Below are 17,413 nucleotides of genomic sequence, written 5' to 3'. Positions count from 1 at the left end.
TTTTGCAGTTGATCAAGCGGGCCTGGTCAGCCCCACACTTTAATGTAGTTTTCTCCCTTTTGCAGATCATTCATCGGCCCTACGGCTGCTTTTTCACCTTTCACATTGCCGTAGTAGTCCTTGTCCAATATTAACTCGCTTCCGTCCGGGTTCTCAAAATCGGCATCAACAATACGGGTTCTATGCAATGTTTCCGTCGATTGCATATTTCCACGCAGTTGTTCGAAATCCTCTGGCAGCTCACAGTATAGATACACTTCGTTTTCTTTTTCGATAATTTCCAGTTTGGGATCGAATTGCTCTGCCATTAATTTCTGTTCCTCTCTTTCAAAGGGCTTTGCTCCATTTAAATACGCATTGTTATTAATATACACTGGCTGCTCGACGTTGTTGAATGCTTTATGATCGGCAGAAAAATCGTTTACTGTCTCAATGTACTCCTCGAGCGAAGCCGTATAGCCGTCATAATGGGTCGTTCCTACACCTGTAATGTCTTTATCTCCTATAAATAAATTATTAAAGTAGCGGTCGTCCCCGCCATAGGTGACAGCAAAGCCAGCCATTTCTGTACTGTGCGGTAGATGATACGGTGTAGCTCGGTCCAGCATTTTCTTATGGACCATTTCCCCGCGTATCAAATTATTAACGTAAGCTCCGCCCTGGGCATGATTATCCAGAGCATAATCTGCGGTTAAAATATTATGGTCCACCACATAAGGGCCGCTACTGACTTCTACAAACAGGTCGCGGTTGTTCCGGTAAAATAAATTACTGCTCACTCTTGTCCCCTGCGTCTGCCAGTCCAGCCATATGCCAAGGGAACAGTCGTGAATGCGATTGTGATAAATTTGCACGTCAATGGCAGCATGCAGCTTAATACCTGCAATTTCATGGCCGAAAAACTCGCGCTTAATGCCTATGTTGTAAATGTGATTGTTATATATTTCACTGAATATACACCCAAGATGCCCAACAACAGCGTTTTGGCCACAATCATATATTTTATTATTACGAATAATATGGGAGCCGACCTTTTCTTTCGTCCAGCCAGCCTGCTGGGCCTGGAAGATTGATTCCACCTGGTACTGATACCCCGACTTGTCCTTTCGTGTCGTGCTGTAATTCTGTCCGGTTGAAGCTTCTTTTCCTATGCTGATGGCACTGCATTTGGAATTATGAATAATATTGTTTTCAATGATCCAGCCTTTACTCCAGTGCGGCCCTACAAGTCCGGGCTGGTCAGCCGTCGGCGGCGTCCACGGAGTCGCTGCCTGCGCCATTTCAAAGCCACTGACGGTAATGTAGTCAATACCCGTCTGTTCCGGATAAAAGCAGCATTTGCGAACATTTATTTCCACCAGTTCCTGCGTAGGATCTATACTGTGACAATTAATATAAATCGTCGTTGTATTTTGATCCACTTCTGCAAACCATACATACTTTGTCTGCTCAGGATCTTCAACAGAAACAGTGGTTTCCGTCCAATGATCCACGATCTCCGTCCGCCCCATGGGGTTGTACACTTCTTGCATGCTTTCCGCCTCGTAGAACGACTTTCCATTTATATATACATCGCCCAGGTGCCTGCCGGGGTTGTATTTCACCCAGTCCCCAAAGATCTCTTCCTTGTAAGGATTGTATTCCCCAAAGAAATCGTTTGGCAGTGTTGTTTTCCAAACGGTTCCTTCCACCTGCTCCCAATCTGTTATCTGCTCCGATCCCTTGATCACGACCTTTTCTCCCTCAGCCGCCTGATACGTAATTCTTCTCGTGTTACTTAATCCTGCCTTTTTAGGCTTCACCCATTCCCTGTACTCACCTTCATGCACAATTACGGTATCCCCTGCTGCCGCTAAAGCGGCTGCCTGGTTAATGGTCAGGAATGGATTTTGCTTTGTTCCCTCCTGGTTATCTGCTCCATTTTTCGCCACATGATATTCATTAGCCATTATATCTGCTCCTTTTGCATCGTATCTATTATTACTTATACTACGGTGACCCTGCTTGCCGAAAAAAACTGTTCGATTGCAAACGCAGCACAACCGAGTGCGCATGACAGCATCCCGCGCTCGGAAAATTTCAGTTCAAACGAATCATGATAATAGGGAAGCAGGCGCTGCTGAAGAACGCGCTGAATCGGATTGCGCAGCCACGGTTCTAATACCGCAAACCGGTTCCCGATAATAATTTGCTCCGGGTTAAAAGTATTTACTATATTGGTCAGGACAATGCCGATATATTCCCCAATCTGAGCGAAGGCATTCAGCACCCCAGGGTGGTTTTCCATGGCCATTTTAAGAAGCATCTCCAGGCTGATTCTGGTGCCGGGTGGGAAAAGAGGTCTTACTTTATCCATTAACGCCGCCTCAGAGCTGTGCATTTCCCAGCATCCTCTATTGCCACAGGGGCATTTTTTCCCATGGGAATCAATCGACACATGTCCTATTTCCCCGGAAATACCCGTCGATCCTTTGTGAAGCTTGTCGTTAATAATGATGCCTGCTCCGATACCTATGCCGATGCTTACATAAATCAAATCAGATACATGCTGCCCTGCACCGTATATTTTCTCCCCGTGAGCCCCAGCCTTTGCTTCATTTTCAATCGTCACCGGCAGCCGGAATTCCTTTTCCAGGTAACCCTTTAAATCCACCCTGTGCCAGTTAAGGTTCGGGGCAAATAAAATCAGGCCGTTGTTATTAATCATGCCGGGCACCCCGAGGCCAATACCGACGATGCCGTACGGGCTTTCGGGAGCTTCCTGTTGCAGCTCTCTGATCAAGTTTTTTACCTTCAGAAAAATAATTTCGGGGTCGGTCTCCTCAATTTCAATTTTGTGTTTATGAATAATATTGCCCTGCAGATCTGTCATGACGGCAAGGATGTAATTAACGCCAAGATCCACCCCGATGGAATAGCCTGCATTCTTATTGAAGAACAGCATTGTCGGCCTGCGTCCCCCGCTTGAAAGACCCATCCCTATTTCCCCGACAAAATGCTCCTCCATAAGCTCACTGACCAGACTCGAAACGGTAGCCTTGTTTAATCCGGTGATTTTTGAAATTTGAGCCCGGGACACCGGGCATTCTGTCTGAATTTTATTTAATACGATGGATTTATTAATTTTTCTTACAAGCCCTTGATCACCAGTTTTCATATGCGACTCTCCATGTTTATTTGTTTTTACATAAAGGGAGCACCGCTTCCTTCATAAATTTATCCCTTCACAGAGCCCGCTGCGAGTCCTTTGATGATTTTTTCTTGGGCGACAAAATACACGAGCAGCAGTGGCACACTCGCCAGCGTCAAGGCAGCCATCAGTCCTGGGATGTTTATGGAGAATTCTCCGTAAAATTCCCGCAGACCAATCGGGAGCGTCGCTGCTTCATCGGAATTCGTTAACACGAGGGCGAAAATAAACTCGTTCCATATATGGATAAAGTTATAAATGGCTACCGTGGCGGTTGCTGGAATTAATAAAGGAAATAAAATTCTCCAAAATAACTGCAGATGTCCGCAGCCGTCGATTTTTGCCGATTCGATCAATTCCTTTGGCAAATCAGACATAAATTGAGTGTAAATCACTACTGATATTGGAAGAGCAAAAGCCACATAAGGACCGATCAGGCCCCAAAGAGTGTTGTACAATCCCATGTTCTGAGTAAGCAGGAAAATAGGAATCAGTGTCGTATGGATAGGAATCATCATCCCTACCATAAACAGCAGCAGGATTGGTCTGTTTAATTTGAACTTCATGCGTGACAGCGGATAGCTTGCCATCGCAGAAAATATGATCGTTAAAATAACAGAAATCACCGTTACAATTAAGCTGTTTCCAAAGTATTGAAAGAAGTTTGTTTCAAACAGGAATGTATAGTTCTCAAAGGACAAAGCCTCTGGCAGCGCCCAGGGTGCCGTGGCGAATTCCGCCTGCCCTTTAAAGGATGTATTGATCATGACAAAGAAAGGAAGGCCGGTAAATAAAAGAAGAGCAATGGCTACGATATACAACGGGGTTTGTCTTAATTTGCTTATCATTTAAAAATCCGCCTTTCTTTTGTTATCCACGGTAATGATGCCGAGTGTCACTATAAATGCAATGATGAACATCATGGAGGATATGGTACTGCCGTAGCCCATGCTGAAGTTTGTAAACGTCTGGTCATACATATAGGTAGCCATTAATTCCGTGGAATTGTTCGGACCCCCGCCGGTCATTACATAAATTAAATCGAAATACTTTAAAGCACCAATAACGGATAGAATGGCAGAGGTAATAATGATAGGACGAAGTAACGGAAGCGTAATTCCTGAAAACTTTCTCCAGGTTGAAGCCCCATCAATTTCAGCAGCTTCATATAAATCCTCCGGGATTCCGACGATAGCGGCACGGAATAAAATCATATAAAACGGAGCAAACTGCCAGCAAATGGTGATAATAACTGCCCAAATGGCGGTATCTTCACTGCCGAGCCAGCCGCGCTGTAATGATTCAAGGCCAACCGCACCAAGGAACTGGTTTACGAGTCCGTAATTGGCATCAAAGATATAGATGAACAAAATCCCGATAGCCACTGTGGACATTAAGAAGGGCATAAAATAAACGGTGCGGAACAGCCGCATCCCTTTGATCGGACTGAATAGAAGCAAAGCCATTATTAAACCGAGAGGAAGCTGGGTCAGCAGTGAAGCTGCAATCAGCAGGGCATTGTTCCCGGAAGCCTGCCAAAACACACCATCCCGGATAACTTCAAAGTAATTCTGCAGTCCAATAAAAACCATATTGGAATCGATGCCGTTCCAGTCAAACAGACTGTAGTAAAAGGTCATCCCAATCGCATAAACCACATACACTCCGTAAAAAAGGAGCGCCGGAGCCATAAATCCTAATATGACAAGCCAGTTCTTGCCATTCTTTTTCCTGGAAGCATTCCGGGATTTTGTGTTCACTTTATTTTCGACGTTGGTAGCCAACAACATTCACCTCAATTTTTAACTACATCAAGCCGGCAGAACCGGCTTGACATAGAAGTTAATTATTCCAGCTCTTCCTCGGCAGCCTGTTCCATCTCTTCAGCCGCTTCTTCCGGTGTAATGGACCCGCCAAATAGTGCCTGAGTCGTGTCTAAGTGAACTTCCGCAAGAGCCGGAGGCAGGGTCTGGTCATAGTACGTCTGTACAAAATCAGCTTCGTTCAGGGTTTCACTCAAACGCTTGATAAATTCGTCCTCGTACTCCGCCCCTTCTACTGGAGATACAGCACCGCTTTCATTAGCAAATTCAGTTGCTGTTTCCTGCTCGGAAATAAAGTTCAGAAAATCAATGGCAGCTTCTTTGTTATCACTCTGCTCCGAAACGGAAAATGCCGGGCTTACACCACCTACAAGGTGATTTTGCGCCCCTTCCCCACCTTCGATTTCAGGGAACATGAAGTAATCGAGTTTTTCTTTGAATTCAGGCATTTCACTATCTACGTTTTTGATCATCGCTCCGCTGGTCATAATTTCCATCGCAGCGTCCCCGGAGTACATTAACTGACGGGACTGGCCGGTGTCATAGTCGCTGCCGTTAATACCATCCGGGAAGGCGTTTTTATCCACCAGCTCCTGGATTTTCTCTCCTGCTTCGATATATGCTTCATCATCAAAGCTCCCTTCGCGGCTGAAGGCATCGGCGAATAAATCCTCCCCGCCAGCTCTTTCAGCAAGGTACATCAGATAGAAGGCCCCCGGCCATTGTGTCTGGTTTGCAAGAGCGAATGGAATAACGTCGTTTTCATTTAATGTATCGACAATGTTTAAAAGATCATCATATGTTTCCGGTTCTTCAAGACCGTATTCATCGAAAATTTCTTTGTTATACCACACAGGTACTAAATCAAGGCCCATAGGCACCCCGTAAATCTCTTCATCAAAAGTCACTGTACCCAGGCCTGCTTCCAGAAATCTATCGGACTCAACCTCGTCAGTGATATTTACAACCTGATCAGCATCCACGAAATTCTCCAGCCAGCCGCCGCCCCAGGAATGAAAAATATCGGGAGCCGCATTGCCGCCCATGGCCGTACTAATCTGCTGTTTATAAGGGTCGTTTTGATATTGCTTTAAATTTACTGTAACCCCCTCTTCCTCCTCGAAGCGTTCCGCCGCGTCCTGGAGCACTTGTTCTCCCGCTCCGGTTTCAATGTGCCATACTTCAACGGAATTGCCTCCGCCGCCGCTTTCGCCTGACGAAGCCTCTTCCCCCTCCGGAGTTTCCGGGTTTGCCGGCTGGCATCCTGCTGCAAAGATTAAAAACGCCGGTAAAACTGCTGCCATAGGAAATTTGTAATTCACGTTCAATCAACTCCTCTTTTTAATTGATAACGCTTACATTAAATGGATAATGAAGACTGAATATTAAGAAAAACAATAATGAATATTTAGTCTACGAATCAGCTCCTTTCATGTTTATATTTATCCAGCCGGATGTCTATGTTTGTCGGCTGGATAAACTAATAACAGTTTGATATAGAGGCGGCTCAACCTCCCTTCGGAGTCTGGCAGTTCCCCATCCTCTCAAAGAAATTAATAATGTAGGAGTGGTCTCTTTTCCCATTTCCGTTAGTAATTTCGGAGTGGAAAATTTCTTTCACCAGGTTGGTGACGGGAAGCGGCACTCCGATCGCATTCGCTGAGGACTGGATGTTCTTTAAATCTTTATAATTTGTTTCAATACGTCCGCCCGGTTCAAAATTTCGTTCGATGATCTGCGGCATTTTGGCTTCCATGACAGCGCTGCCTGCCAGTCCGCCATGAATGGCTTCAAACAGTTTATTTAAGTCAATACCTGCCTGGCTTGCATACACACAGGCTTCCGATAAAGCGGCCAGGTTTCCGCTCACGATGATTTGGTTTGCCAGCTTTGCTGCCGAACCGGTGCCACTCGCCCCGCAATGGACAATGTTCTCGCCCATGGCCTCAAATACGGGCAGCACTTTATGAAAGTGGTTCTCCTCACCGCCTGCCATAATGGAGAGCCTGCCTTCAACAGCCATTGGCTCGCCTCCGCTGACCGGAGCGTCGATAAAGTGAAGGTTCAGTGCTTCCAACTTACTAGCAAACAGCCTTGATTCTTCCGTGGATACCGAGCTCATATCCACAATAATAGTTCCCGGTTTACTGACTGCAGCCAGTCCCGGCTCTTCAAATAATACCTGGAACACATGCTTTCCTTCCGGCAGCATCGTGATGATAACCTCACTGTTTTCTGCTGCCTCCTGACCAGTTTTGCACGCATGTCCGCCCAAAGCTGCCAGCTCGTTGACCGCCTCTGTGTTTAAATCAAACAGGTACGTCTCAAATCCCTGCTTAATAAGATGCCCGGCCATCGGTTTGCCCATAATTCCCAGGCCAATAAATCCAACCTTCATAAGACACGCCTCCATGCAACAGTATTTAAATAGATTCTGGTAACGCTAAATGCTCTTAGTTTTTTTGAATGACTGGCTGGAGGTGCTTATGGACGTAATCGCCAAGCTCTTTAATGACTTTCCCAGTATCCGGCTCTGCTGCTCCGGTTTCTTCTTCGAGCATCACCCAGCCGTCGTAGCCGCCGTCTTTTAGAATCTGCATACATCCTACAAAGTCAATGTCGCCTTCGCCCATTTTTTTCCATTCATGATTTTTCGATGCTTCCTTAAAATGCACGTGTTTAATTAACGGCAGGGCTTCCCTGAAAATGTCCACCGGATCCATATCGCCGAACATGATATGGCCGGCATCCGGAGTATAGCCCATGTATCTTTCGTCAAGGCCATCGAAAAGGATTTCATAGTCCTCCCGGGATTTCCAATAGGAGGTTTTGTAGGAAATCGGGTGAAGCGAGGTCACAATGCCGTGCTCCTCCCGGGCACGTTTGCCCAGTTCATTGGCTCCCTTAATAATCTCCTGCTGGCGTTGCCGTACATTGTCCCTGCTGGCCCCGACTCTTGAAGGCACGTTCATCACCGCCTCCGGGAAGTGCTTCAGGTAGTCAAAATAGTAATTTTCCAGCTCTCTTTCCTGCTCAGAGGGCTTTCCGCCTTCAAAACCATGCGGGATCGTCAGGGCTGCCAGTTGCAGGCCTCTTCGATCCAGCTCTTCCTTGAAGCGCTCCGGCTGATCCTTATATTTTCCAAGCAGGGAAATCTGCATATCCAGGCCGGTCAGCCCGCCGTTTTTCACGTCATCCATAATCTGGTCCATCATGTCTGCCTCCACATCGTAGTCCAGCACCCAGGTGGAACCCTGGCATCCGAATTTCATGACCATTTTTAATACTCCTCTTTAACAGTTTTTAAATTTAATGCTTCTGTGACGAAGGTGGAGAACAGAAGCTGCATCGATGTGGCCCCCGGATCCTGGTGGCCTACGGAACGTTCACCCAGCCGGCTAGATCTGCCTTTTTTGGAGCTCATCTCTTTGGTGGCCTCCATGCCATCTTTTGCTGCCTCTGAGGCCTGCTGAAATTTTTGTTCTACCGTTCCTTCTTCACTACACAGTGCTGCCTGAACAGGGTATAAAACATCCATCATCGTTTTATCCCCCGGCTCCGCCTGACTTCTCTCCTGCACGCCATTGGTGAATTCAATCCAGAACTGCCTCATATCTTCCATGGAAAGCTCCGTTTTGTTTTTGACGGTCTTCGCCCCGGCCATAAAGCCAGAAGCATAGAGTGGGCCTACCGATGACCCTACAGCGCTTAAAAAGGATCGTCCTGCTGTCATAGCAATTTTGCCGCAATCTGTTTCGTCCGCCAGCTTTGAATCAAGGGCTTCCTGCACCGCCTTCCAACCGATACTCATTGTGATGCCGTGATCGCCGTCTCCGAGCGCCCGGTCCAGTTCGCATAAATAAGTTTTGTTTTCTTCAAGTACACTGTGAGCTGTCTTAAAATAATTTTTCCATTCCTCTGCCTGCATGCAATATTCCCCTCCTGCTTAACTCTGTGTATACATCGGGCACTGAGCCGGAGCATCAATAAATGACTTTAATTCCTTATCCATTTTTAAAAGTGTAATAGAGCACCCGCCCATTTCGAGCGACGTACAATAATCCCCCACGTAAGACGTATAAACATTTATTCCCTTTTCATTCAGGAGGCTTTCCACCTTATCATACATGATATAAAGCTCCATTCTGGTTGTGGACCCGAGGCCGTTAATAAGCACCGATACCTCATCCTCGGATTCAATATCCATTTCATCAATAATGTTGTTCAAAATACGTTCAGTGACCACGTTTGATGTAGCCAGCTTGCTTTTTTCCACGCCCGGCTCCCCGTGGTGCCCAAGGCCGATTTCCATTTCATCCTCTTCCAGAGTGAAGCTTGGCTGCCCGGTTTGCGGAAGGGAGCACGGCGAGAGCCCGACGCCCATGGAACCTACATTTTGGTTGGCCTTCTCAGTTATACGGTACACCTCTTCGAGCGAAAGACCCTCCTCTGCTGCTGCTCCGGCTACCTTCGTCACAAAAAATTCTCCGGCGATCCCTCTTCGTTTTTCCGCTTCCTCTCTAGGTGCTGACGCAATATCATCCTTTACAATGACCTGCTTTACTTCTATGTTTTCTTCCATGTCTGCAATATCGGCTGCCATCCCGAAATTCATAATGTCTCCCTGGTAGTTGCCGTATAAAAGCAGGGCGCCCTTGTTGGTATGCGTTGCTTTTATTGCCTCCACGATTGGATCCGGAGGCGGAGAAGAAAAGATATTGCCCACCGCGACGCCGTCAGCCATCCCTTTGCCTACATACCCCATAAAAGCTGGTTCATGGCCGGAGCCTCCTCCAATAATTAAACTAACCTTCTGCTTTAAGCCAGCGTCCGTGCGGACGATCGTTCGCGAGTGCGCCTCTACCCCTCTCACAAATTGAGAATGCGCTTTCAAATAACCATTCAGCATTTCCTCGACGACCACGTCCGGGTCGTTAATTAATTTTTTCACCGTTAGACCTCCTGAAATTTATTTTTTCATAAATTCTTTTTCTTTTTCCGAAATCTTATTGACCTTGCGTTCTGAATTGCCCCCTTGAAATTCTACACTTAAATACGTCTGCACAATTTTTTTAGCATGTGCCGCACCGATGACCTGGGCGCCCATCGTAATAATCTGGGCGTTGTTGCTTAATTGGGCACGTTCGGCGGAATACGCATCGTGGCACTGGGCCGCACGAATACCAGGAACTTTACAGGCTGAAATAGCTACCCCAATACCGGTACCGCAGATCAGAACCCCCCGTTCAGCTTTATTATCGTTAATATCCTGCGCCACTTCAAATGCCACATCCGGATAATCCACTTCTGTACAGTTATAGCAGCCGTAATCAATGACTTCGTGCCCTAGCTCTTCTACGTATTCTTTTATCGTTTCTTTCAGATCATATGCAACGTGATCACTTCCAATAGCTATTTTCACTATTTTCAATCCCCGTTTCTACTAATATTTGATTAAATTTTCGCACTTTTATTTTTGTTTGTCAATTTTTATTTTTATTTACTTTCGAAATTAATCGTTTATTCTAAAATAAATAATTAATTTACAGAATATCAAAATAAAACGAAACATTACAAAGGAATTTAAACTAAATATTTTGCTAAAAATGAATTTTTCTTCTACTATTAGGAAGAGAATATGAGTCGAAGGGTGAAACGATGACTAAATTATTTGTAGCGGAACGCCGGCAGAAAATCCTCGAATACTTAAATGTGGATCGCCGCGTTACTGTCCGCGGTCTGGCAGAGAAAATGAAGGTATCAGAAGTGACGCTTCGTTCAGATCTGAAGGATATGGAAAACGAAGGACTGCTTAGGAGAACTCATGGCGGGGCAGTGTTACCTGAAGCAGAAGAAAACGAAATTAATTTTTCCTCAAGAGAAAAGAAAAATAAATCAGAAAAAATAACGATGGCCCATATGGCGATGTCGTTAATTGAAGATGGTCACTGTATTCTTTTGGATGCTAGTTCAACGGCACTAGAATTTGCCCGGCTGCTGAAGGAAAGCCAGATGCGCCTTACTGTAGTCACCAGTGGTATTTACACCGCACTGGAATTAAGGGAAAACCCTAATCTAACAGTCATTCTTTTAGGAGGGGTGGTCAGGCACGGTTCCAGCTCTTTAGAGGGCGTGTTGGGAATTGATATGTTAAATAAAATTCATGTTGACTTCATGCTTACTTCCGCCAGTGGTTTTACAGTAAATACAGGGCTTACGGACTTTAACGTATACGAAGTTGATTTGAAAAAACATATGGTAACCAAAGCCAGTAAAGTCGTCGCCCTTATCGATCATTCAAAAATTAACAAAAGCTCTATTTCTTCCTTTGCCTCTTTAGATGAAATTGATTATTTTATTTCAGACGAGCCTGTCTCCGGGGAAATACTTACAGAGCTTGAGAAGTATAATATTCAAACTCTTTTTTCCCTTGTAGACTACAGTTGATCCCATCCACCCTAAAACTAAATCCTTGAAACGCAAACGAACCGCCTCCTTGATTGCAGGAGCCGGTTCGTTTTATTTATCCGTAATAATAGTAATAGCTTTGATCCATGCCTTTTTTCTGATTCAGGATGCAGCCAAGGATTGGCACACCGCTCACTTCCAGCAGGTCTTTAGCCTTCCGGGCAGCATCGTTTTCAGTTTCTCCAGCCTTTACAACGAGAATGCTTCCATCGCAGTGGCGGGAAATGACCTGGACGTCCGTCACGGCAAGCACCGGCGGCGCGTCAAACAAAATTACATCGTACTGCTCGCGGGCAAGCTCCACCAGGTGCGCCATCGAACGACTTCCCAGAATCTCGGAAGGGTTCGGAGGAATCGGGCCGCTCGGTAGAATGTCGAGGTTCGGCACTTCGGTTTCCTGTACGTACGCCGAATACTCCCCATGATTTGTGAGAGCATTAATCAGCCCGTGGGTATTCATGCGGCGGAACGTGTAGTGCACGGTCGGTTTACGCAGGTCAGCGTCCACGAGAAGCACTTTTTTTTCCTGCTGGGCCATCGTCACTGCCAGGTTCGCTACTGTGGTGGACTTCCCTTCCCCGGGACCTGCTGATGTAACCACCATCGTCTGCATCTCTTTATCTACTGATGAATATTGAATATTAGTACGAATCGTACGATACTGCTCAGAAACCGGGGATTTACTGTTCAGCCAGGTGATGAGCTTCCTCTGATTCGTGTTCGTCTCTTGCTTCTTTTTTCGTGCCAAACGCGCACACTCCTTTTGGTTTCTTTCCTGCTACTCCTTGTATCGGCCGGGTGCTTAGTGGATTATAGGCGTAGTATAGCATATCCGCCCAGATCCCGGTTCGTTTTTTCAGAATAAAGGACCTTTTTATGACCCGTTTTCTGTCCACTGCTGCCAGATGCCGTCTGTCCAGGCCGTGTGTCCCTGCTCGGTCGGTACCGGTGTATCTTCACCGACATAATCGATTAATGCTTCGTCGTCCACTGCCGGCCAGGCGCTCCAGTGATTCAAATAAGTGACGCCGGCCTCGTCTGCGTAGCCTTCGACGGCATCAAGCTGTTCTAAGTAATACTGCGCTTCGTACCACGGCTGCGGGGCGCTGATATAATAAGCACTGTCGTTTTCCTGCACCGCTTCTGTTACTTCCCGGGTAGCATAAATTGTGTCATCGCTGCTAACCGTTCCGTTATCGCTGACCGCAAACGGCACGAAGATAAACAGATCTGCCTCAGCCCCGGCCATTTCCTCCACGCCGCCGTTATTTAGCACCTCAAGCGACGTGCTGTCTTCATATGTAATCGTTTCTACTTCTGTATTGACTCCGTTCCAGTTCTCCTCGATCCGATCGGCCAGCTGCTGCGGAAAGCTGTTGTCACCTTCCGACGTTATCGCACCGGGCCCGGCTACGACAAGCCGCAACGGGTCGCCGGACTCTTCAGCTTCTTCCAGCTGGCTCTGCAGGGCGCCGTTCAGTCCTTCGGCATTAATCCCGCTTCCGGACCCGCCTTCTGAAGAGGCATTGCCGCCGTTCTGCTGCCCGCCGCTGCTTTCATCAGCTCCGCCAGCGGTATCGATGCGGTCCTGGTAATACAGCCATCCTGCAATCAACACCACAGCCGTGATCAGGACGAGGATAAATAACCCAATTGATCGCTTCATGAGATCTCCCCTCGTTCATTATTCCATTCTTAAGTATTACGAAAATCTTCCAGGTTGTAAAGACGAAATCCGAAAATTTCCATAAAAAAGGACTGGAGCGTTTCCGTTTTCCAGCCCTTGTTCCGGCGCCTGTTCAATTCCATTTATCCGTGTTTACCCCATACTCCTGCTTCAGCCGTTCATTCATCGGTTGAAAATGCTTCTGCAGATAGACCCGGTCCTCTGTGCTCATTTTTTCCACCGGCTTCTTGCTTAGAATCAATCTATTCTTCAGCATTCGGCGCAGGCCCGCCGGCACCCACCGGATATTTATGAACCGGTATTTGCGGAGAAGCCCATTCACTTTCGCACCGAAGCCGGTCGTATTGTAGCTTTTGTTCATGTATACCTCTGTCTTTATTTCCACTTTGCTTTCGAGCCCTAAAAACTCCAGGCACTGCCGGGCCGTAGCTTCCGGCTGCTCTTTTAAATCCTCAAACAGCAGAAGCAGCAGCGACCCGCGCGGGAATACCTCCAGCCAGCGGTTGATCTGTCTGTAGTAATCGCTCGTATAAATATGATGAAACTCTTTGTTGCGAATCAGGGCGCTGAAGCTCTGGGTCGTCCGTCCGTACCGTTTGCTGTGCAAATACCCGGAATACGTCCGCTCCACCGGGTCCCGCATAATATAGACCAGCTTCGCCTCCGGGTTCAGCTCATACAGCCGCTCCGGGATGCTTTTGTCCCCGTATTCATACGTGGGGCTTGCGATCGTGTAGGACGTTGACGCATCAAGCAGCACTTCTGCCTCCGGATGGATGAACTTATCTTGATACCAGGCCAAGCTCCGATGATACTGGTTAGACAAATAATCCGGCTCCTTCGGCTCTGCGAGGCTGACGTCCGGATGCTGGCCGATCAGGTTCGCAAGTGTCGTCGTTCCTGCCTTCTGTGCACCGATCAAAAATGCAGACGGGGGGAATCCCATAACGCAAGCCTCCCTGGATGGAATACGTAAAATGTGCAATTTTCTTACAAACTAAATAACGGCATGTATTTTCTAGAGCCTCTCCTTTATATTATACATGCCCGGTTTACCTGACTACAATCAATTACAGAAAATTCACTTTCGGACTGGAACCGGAAAACAGTAAGAGAAGGCGGATTGATTTCCCCTTCCCCTTTAGTCTATACTTTTAATTTAAGCGGTTAAAACATTATTCATCACAGGAGATGAACTCATTATGCCAAATATTATTATTACCGGCGCCCAGCTGTATAATAAAGGCTCAGAAGCAATGATCCATACAGTTACGGGAGAACTCAAAAACAAATACCCCAATCACCATATTCTTCTTTTAACTAATATTGAACACGACGAACAGGATGTCCGCCAATTTCCGTATGAATTAATCACCCTGTCATTTTATGACCGGCTGGTGCTGTATTTTCATTTAACACCGCTGTATGAGTTCATGTACCGAGTAACGAAAAAACGCTCAATCCGAAAACGGATGGCTAAGCTGCGCAGCGCTTTTTTAGAAGCTGACCAGCTGTATGATATCAGTGGATACGGTCTTTCCAACCAGTTTACCGTGCGTCATCAGGGAAGTTATTTACTAAACCTTCTACTGGCTAAAAAATACAACGTACGGGCGGCTCTTCTGCCGCAGTCATTCGGACCATTCACATATTCCAAAACGCTGAAGCCGTTTATGCATTACATCTTGCGAAAAGCACTCGCCTATCCGGAAAAAGTATTTGCGAGAGAAAACGAAAGTTACCAGCATATTTCTGCCTTCCGCCCGGCCAATGTTACACCGGCCATGGATCTCGTTTTGACCAACAAAGCGCCGGAAGCTAAACCGAAGGTGCAGCGTGAAGCGGTCGCCCTCGTTCCGAATAAAAAGCTGCTCAATTATCAGTCCAAAGAAGAAGTCATTGCTTACTTTTCCAACATTATAGGCTTTCTGGAAAGCAAGCAGGAAAATATTTCTCTTTTATACCATTCGCGGGAGGACAAAGAGCTGTGCGAGGAAATTCTCGAGTCGCTTGCTGAGAAAAGCAGAGCCGAACAGATTCCGGTGGTGGAGGTCACGTCCGAAAACGCTGAGGAAGAGCTGCACAATAAGAAATTTATTGTCGCTTCCCGGTACCACTCCATTATTCATGCCTACCGCTCCTCCACTCCGGCGCTTGTAATCGGCTGGGCAGCCAAATATAAGGAGCTGCTGGAATACTTTAACCAGGAACGCTACCACGTAGATATTTCCAGCCTGCAGGCCGAAAAGGTCATGCAGCAGCTGGACGTTTTGTACAATCAATGGAAAGAAGAATCAGCTGCGATTGAAAAAAAGTTAGCAACCCTCGACCGGCAGGATTACTTGCTGTAGCACGTCACAGGCTCCGGGGCTTCAATGCCCCGGAGCCTGTACTGTATTAAAAGTAAAACGCATGTACGATGCCGACGGTCATCACCATCGCAATGGCCGTAAGCGGCAGGCCGACCTTGATATAATCGGAAAATTTATAGCCGCCAGGCCCGTACACAATTAAATTTGTCTGGTAGCCAATCGGCGTGACGAAGCTTGCCGAAGCAGCGATCGCGATCGTTACGGCAAAACCCATTGGATCGGCATTCAGGCTTTCGGCAATACTGAGCCCGATGGGAATCATCAGCACGGCTGCTGCACTATTTGTGATCAGCTCGGTAAACAGGTTTGTCAAGGCATAAACAAAAAGCAGAACCACAATGATGCCAAGCGGCTCCCCAAAGGCCAGCAGTCCCTTCGCTATCCAGGCGGCAAGACCTGTTTCGGTCATGGCCGACCCTACCCCGAAGGCACTTGCAATCAACAGCAGCACCTGAAACTGCACGTAGCGCTTCGCCTCCTCGGGCGTAATAATGCGCGCCGCTAAGTAAATGAGCACTGCGAGCGCCATCGCCTGAAACATGCTGAGCCACCCGATCGTGACGATCGCAATCATGGCAAGAAGCACCCCAAGCGAGAACCAGCCCTTCGCAGGCTGTTCTTTAATAGATCCTGGCGTATCCAGGGCTGAGACGACGTAAAAATCATTCGAGCGTTTATATTTCTGTAAAAAATCCGAGCCGGCAAGCAGCAGCAGCGAGTCCCCGGGGCGCAGGCGGATATCTCCGATTTTACTCTGGATTCGTTCGTTGTTACGGTGTACGGCGACTACACCGGCATCGTAGGAGGAACGAAACTGCGCCTGCTTGATCGTTTTCGCCTGCAGCGAAGACTGGTGGGAGACCACCGCCTCTACCAGCTGGTTCGTGCCGTTCTGCAGGTCGTCGAGCGTCAGCTCCGTTCCGGTTTTTAGTGTAAGCCCTGGGGTGCGCTGCAGGTCAGCCATTTTTTCAAGCACCCCGGTGAAAATCAGGCGGTCGCCGGCTTGAACGATCGTATTGGATCCTACCGGAGACACCCGCTCCTCCCGGCGGATGATTTCGATTAAAAACATCCCCTGCAGATCCCGGAGTCCTGCTTCCTGCACCGTTTTTCGCACATAGGGAAAGGCCTGCTCCACCTTCATTTCACATAAGTACTCTTTGGCTTCGTCCTCCATCCGCTTCTGCGCGCCTTCGTACGCAGGCAGTATACGGTAGCCAATCGTAAACAGATAAATCAGGCCGACAATTGTCAGCGGCAGGCCGACGATAGCCAGCTGAAACATACCAAATCCCGCCATATCATAATCCAGAAGCATCCCGTGCACCACCAGGTTGGTCGAGGTGCCGATGAGCGTGATTGTGCCTCCCATAATCGTCGCGTACGACAACGGGATTAAAAACTTCGACGGCGCATAGCCGCGGTCCTCACACCATTTTTTTATAATCGGAGTGAAGGCTACAACGATAGGGGTGTTGTTTAAAAACGCCGACATGCCGGATATCGGCACAAAGGTACGCACCATCGAAGACACCGGGCCCCGGCTCTTTTGCAGCCAGGCTGTCATAAACCGCTCTATAAGCCCGCTTTTCTGCACCGCTCCAGCCACGATGAATAACAGCGCCACGGTAAGCATTCCTTCATTGGAAAAGCCGACCAGAGCCTGCTCGGTCGTCAAAATGCCGCTGAGAAGGAGGATGACCAGCACAGTGAACACAATAATGTCCGGGCGGGCAACCTCAAAAAACAGCGCCAGAAGCATTCCCACTATTAGTATTAAAACGACACCCATTTCAATGGTCATATGTACCCCTCTATTTCCTACTATTCTTATAGGGTTGATTATACAGCAAAAGAGACCCGCTGCGGGAGT

At 47.4% G+C, this 17,413-nt stretch carries 16 protein-coding genes; 2 read left to right on the top strand and 14 right to left on the bottom strand.

Going from position 1 to position 17,413, the window contains the following annotated elements; all coding sequences use genetic code 11:
* Positions 1-26 precede the first annotated feature (26 nt).
* From B5066_RS04650 to rpiB, 10 genes are all read right to left on the bottom strand, one after another.
* Positions 27-1,949 carry a right-handed parallel beta-helix repeat-containing protein gene (locus B5066_RS04650; RefSeq protein ID WP_079474780.1) on the bottom strand — a complete coding sequence of 641 codons (1,923 nt, stop codon included), beginning with the start codon at positions 1,947-1,949 and terminating at the stop codon, positions 27-29.
* Positions 1,950-1,984: 35 nt separating this feature from the next.
* A complete protein-coding gene (locus B5066_RS04645) occupies positions 1,985-3,157 on the bottom strand; it encodes an ROK family protein (protein WP_079474779.1) in 1,173 nt (390 codons plus the stop codon).
* A gap of 59 nt (positions 3,158-3,216) precedes the next feature.
* Positions 3,217-4,038 carry a carbohydrate ABC transporter permease gene (locus B5066_RS04640; RefSeq protein WP_079474778.1) on the bottom strand — a complete coding sequence of 274 codons (822 nt, stop codon included), beginning with the start codon at positions 4,036-4,038 and terminating at the stop codon, positions 3,217-3,219.
* Complete coding sequence (locus B5066_RS04635; RefSeq protein ID WP_143745393.1) at positions 4,039-4,980, bottom strand: carbohydrate ABC transporter permease; 942 nt, start codon at positions 4,978-4,980, stop codon at positions 4,039-4,041.
* Between the two features lie 56 nt (positions 4,981-5,036).
* Positions 5,037-6,335 (bottom strand): extracellular solute-binding protein, encoded by a 1,299-nt coding sequence (locus B5066_RS04630; protein ID WP_244897341.1) that lies wholly within the window; start codon positions 6,333-6,335, stop codon positions 5,037-5,039.
* A gap of 185 nt (positions 6,336-6,520) precedes the next feature.
* Positions 6,521-7,411, bottom strand: coding sequence for an NAD(P)-binding domain-containing protein (locus tag B5066_RS04625; RefSeq protein ID WP_079474776.1), 891 nt, complete (start codon positions 7,409-7,411; stop codon positions 6,521-6,523).
* Positions 7,412-7,466: 55 nt separating this feature from the next.
* The gene (locus B5066_RS04620; RefSeq protein WP_079474775.1) at positions 7,467-8,291 is read right to left on the bottom strand and encodes a sugar phosphate isomerase/epimerase family protein; all 825 of its coding nucleotides are present in this window, start codon (positions 8,289-8,291) and stop codon (positions 7,467-7,469) included.
* Positions 8,292-8,293: 2 nt separating this feature from the next.
* Entirely contained in the window at positions 8,294-8,941 is a 648-nt protein-coding gene (dhaL, locus tag B5066_RS04615) for a dihydroxyacetone kinase subunit DhaL (protein WP_079474774.1), read from the bottom strand.
* An 18-nt stretch (positions 8,942-8,959) separates the two neighbouring features.
* The gene (locus B5066_RS04610; RefSeq protein WP_079474773.1) at positions 8,960-9,964 is read right to left on the bottom strand and encodes a dihydroxyacetone kinase subunit DhaK; all 1,005 of its coding nucleotides are present in this window, start codon (positions 9,962-9,964) and stop codon (positions 8,960-8,962) included.
* Positions 9,965-9,982: 18 nt separating this feature from the next.
* Positions 9,983-10,435 (bottom strand): ribose 5-phosphate isomerase B, encoded by a 453-nt coding sequence (rpiB, locus tag B5066_RS04605; protein ID WP_079474772.1) that lies wholly within the window; start codon positions 10,433-10,435, stop codon positions 9,983-9,985.
* A gap of 236 nt (positions 10,436-10,671) precedes the next feature.
* Between rpiB and B5066_RS04600 the strand changes: the two genes are divergently transcribed.
* Complete coding sequence (locus B5066_RS04600) at positions 10,672-11,460, top strand: DeoR/GlpR family DNA-binding transcription regulator (RefSeq protein ID WP_079474771.1); 789 nt, start codon at positions 10,672-10,674, stop codon at positions 11,458-11,460.
* A 76-nt stretch (positions 11,461-11,536) separates the two neighbouring features.
* Here B5066_RS04600 and B5066_RS04595 read toward each other — a convergent pair whose 3' ends face one another.
* The 3 genes from B5066_RS04595 to B5066_RS04585 all read right to left on the bottom strand — a co-directional run bounded on the left by B5066_RS04595 (position 11,537) and on the right by B5066_RS04585 (position 14,114).
* Positions 11,537-12,229 (bottom strand): CpsD/CapB family tyrosine-protein kinase, encoded by a 693-nt coding sequence (locus tag B5066_RS04595; RefSeq protein WP_079474770.1) that lies wholly within the window; start codon positions 12,227-12,229, stop codon positions 11,537-11,539.
* Between the two features lie 126 nt (positions 12,230-12,355).
* On the bottom strand, positions 12,356-13,147 hold the full coding sequence (locus B5066_RS04590) for a hypothetical protein (protein WP_079474769.1): 792 nt from the start codon (positions 13,145-13,147) through the stop codon (positions 12,356-12,358).
* Between the two features lie 133 nt (positions 13,148-13,280).
* Positions 13,281-14,114: a sulfotransferase family protein gene (locus tag B5066_RS04585; protein ID WP_079474768.1), complete on the bottom strand. Its 834-nt coding sequence runs from the start codon at positions 14,112-14,114 to the stop codon at positions 13,281-13,283.
* A 256-nt stretch (positions 14,115-14,370) separates the two neighbouring features.
* On the opposite strand from B5066_RS04585, the gene B5066_RS04580 reads away from it, so the two are divergent.
* On the top strand, positions 14,371-15,519 hold the full coding sequence (locus B5066_RS04580) for a polysaccharide pyruvyl transferase family protein (protein ID WP_079474767.1): 1,149 nt from the start codon (positions 14,371-14,373) through the stop codon (positions 15,517-15,519).
* Between the two features lie 46 nt (positions 15,520-15,565).
* On the opposite strand, the gene B5066_RS04575 is transcribed toward B5066_RS04580, so the two are convergent.
* Positions 15,566-17,344, bottom strand: a complete 1,779-nt coding sequence (locus B5066_RS04575) for an SLC13 family permease (RefSeq protein ID WP_079474766.1) — start codon at positions 17,342-17,344, stop codon at positions 15,566-15,568.
* Positions 17,345-17,413: the final 69 nt, after the last annotated feature.

It is taken from the genome of Marinococcus halophilus, assembly GCF_900166605.1.
GTDB lineage: Bacteria > Bacillota > Bacilli > Bacillales > Marinococcaceae > Marinococcus > Marinococcus halophilus.
Note: the sequence above shows the minus strand (reverse complement) of the source record. Positions and strands in the feature narration are given on the sequence as shown.

Coding starts and splice junctions, on each gene's coding strand:
- B5066_RS04580 (WP_079474767.1), top strand. CDS start 14,371: ATGCCAAATATTATTATTACCGGCGCCCAGCTGTATAATAAAGGCTCA.
- B5066_RS04645 (WP_079474779.1), bottom strand. CDS start 3,157: ATGAAAACTGGTGATCAAGGGCTTGTAAGAAAAATTAATAAATCCATC.
- B5066_RS04635 (WP_143745393.1), bottom strand. CDS start 4,980: ATGTTGTTGGCTACCAACGTCGAAAATAAAGTGAACACAAAATCCCGG.
- B5066_RS04620 (WP_079474775.1), bottom strand. CDS start 8,291: ATGGTCATGAAATTCGGATGCCAGGGTTCCACCTGGGTGCTGGACTAC.
- B5066_RS04575 (WP_079474766.1), bottom strand. CDS start 17,344: ATGACCATTGAAATGGGTGTCGTTTTAATACTAATAGTGGGAATGCTT.
- B5066_RS04590 (WP_079474769.1), bottom strand. CDS start 13,147: ATGAAGCGATCAATTGGGTTATTTATCCTCGTCCTGATCACGGCTGTG.
- B5066_RS04650 (WP_079474780.1), bottom strand. CDS start 1,949: ATGGCTAATGAATATCATGTGGCGAAAAATGGAGCAGATAACCAGGAG.
- B5066_RS04625 (WP_079474776.1), bottom strand. CDS start 7,411: ATGAAGGTTGGATTTATTGGCCTGGGAATTATGGGCAAACCGATGGCC.
- B5066_RS04640 (WP_079474778.1), bottom strand. CDS start 4,038: ATGATAAGCAAATTAAGACAAACCCCGTTGTATATCGTAGCCATTGCT.
- dhaL (WP_079474774.1), bottom strand. CDS start 8,941: ATGCAGGCAGAGGAATGGAAAAATTATTTTAAGACAGCTCACAGTGTA.
- B5066_RS04600 (WP_079474771.1), top strand. CDS start 10,672: ATGACTAAATTATTTGTAGCGGAACGCCGGCAGAAAATCCTCGAATAC.
- B5066_RS04585 (WP_079474768.1), bottom strand. CDS start 14,114: ATGGGATTCCCCCCGTCTGCATTTTTGATCGGTGCACAGAAGGCAGGA.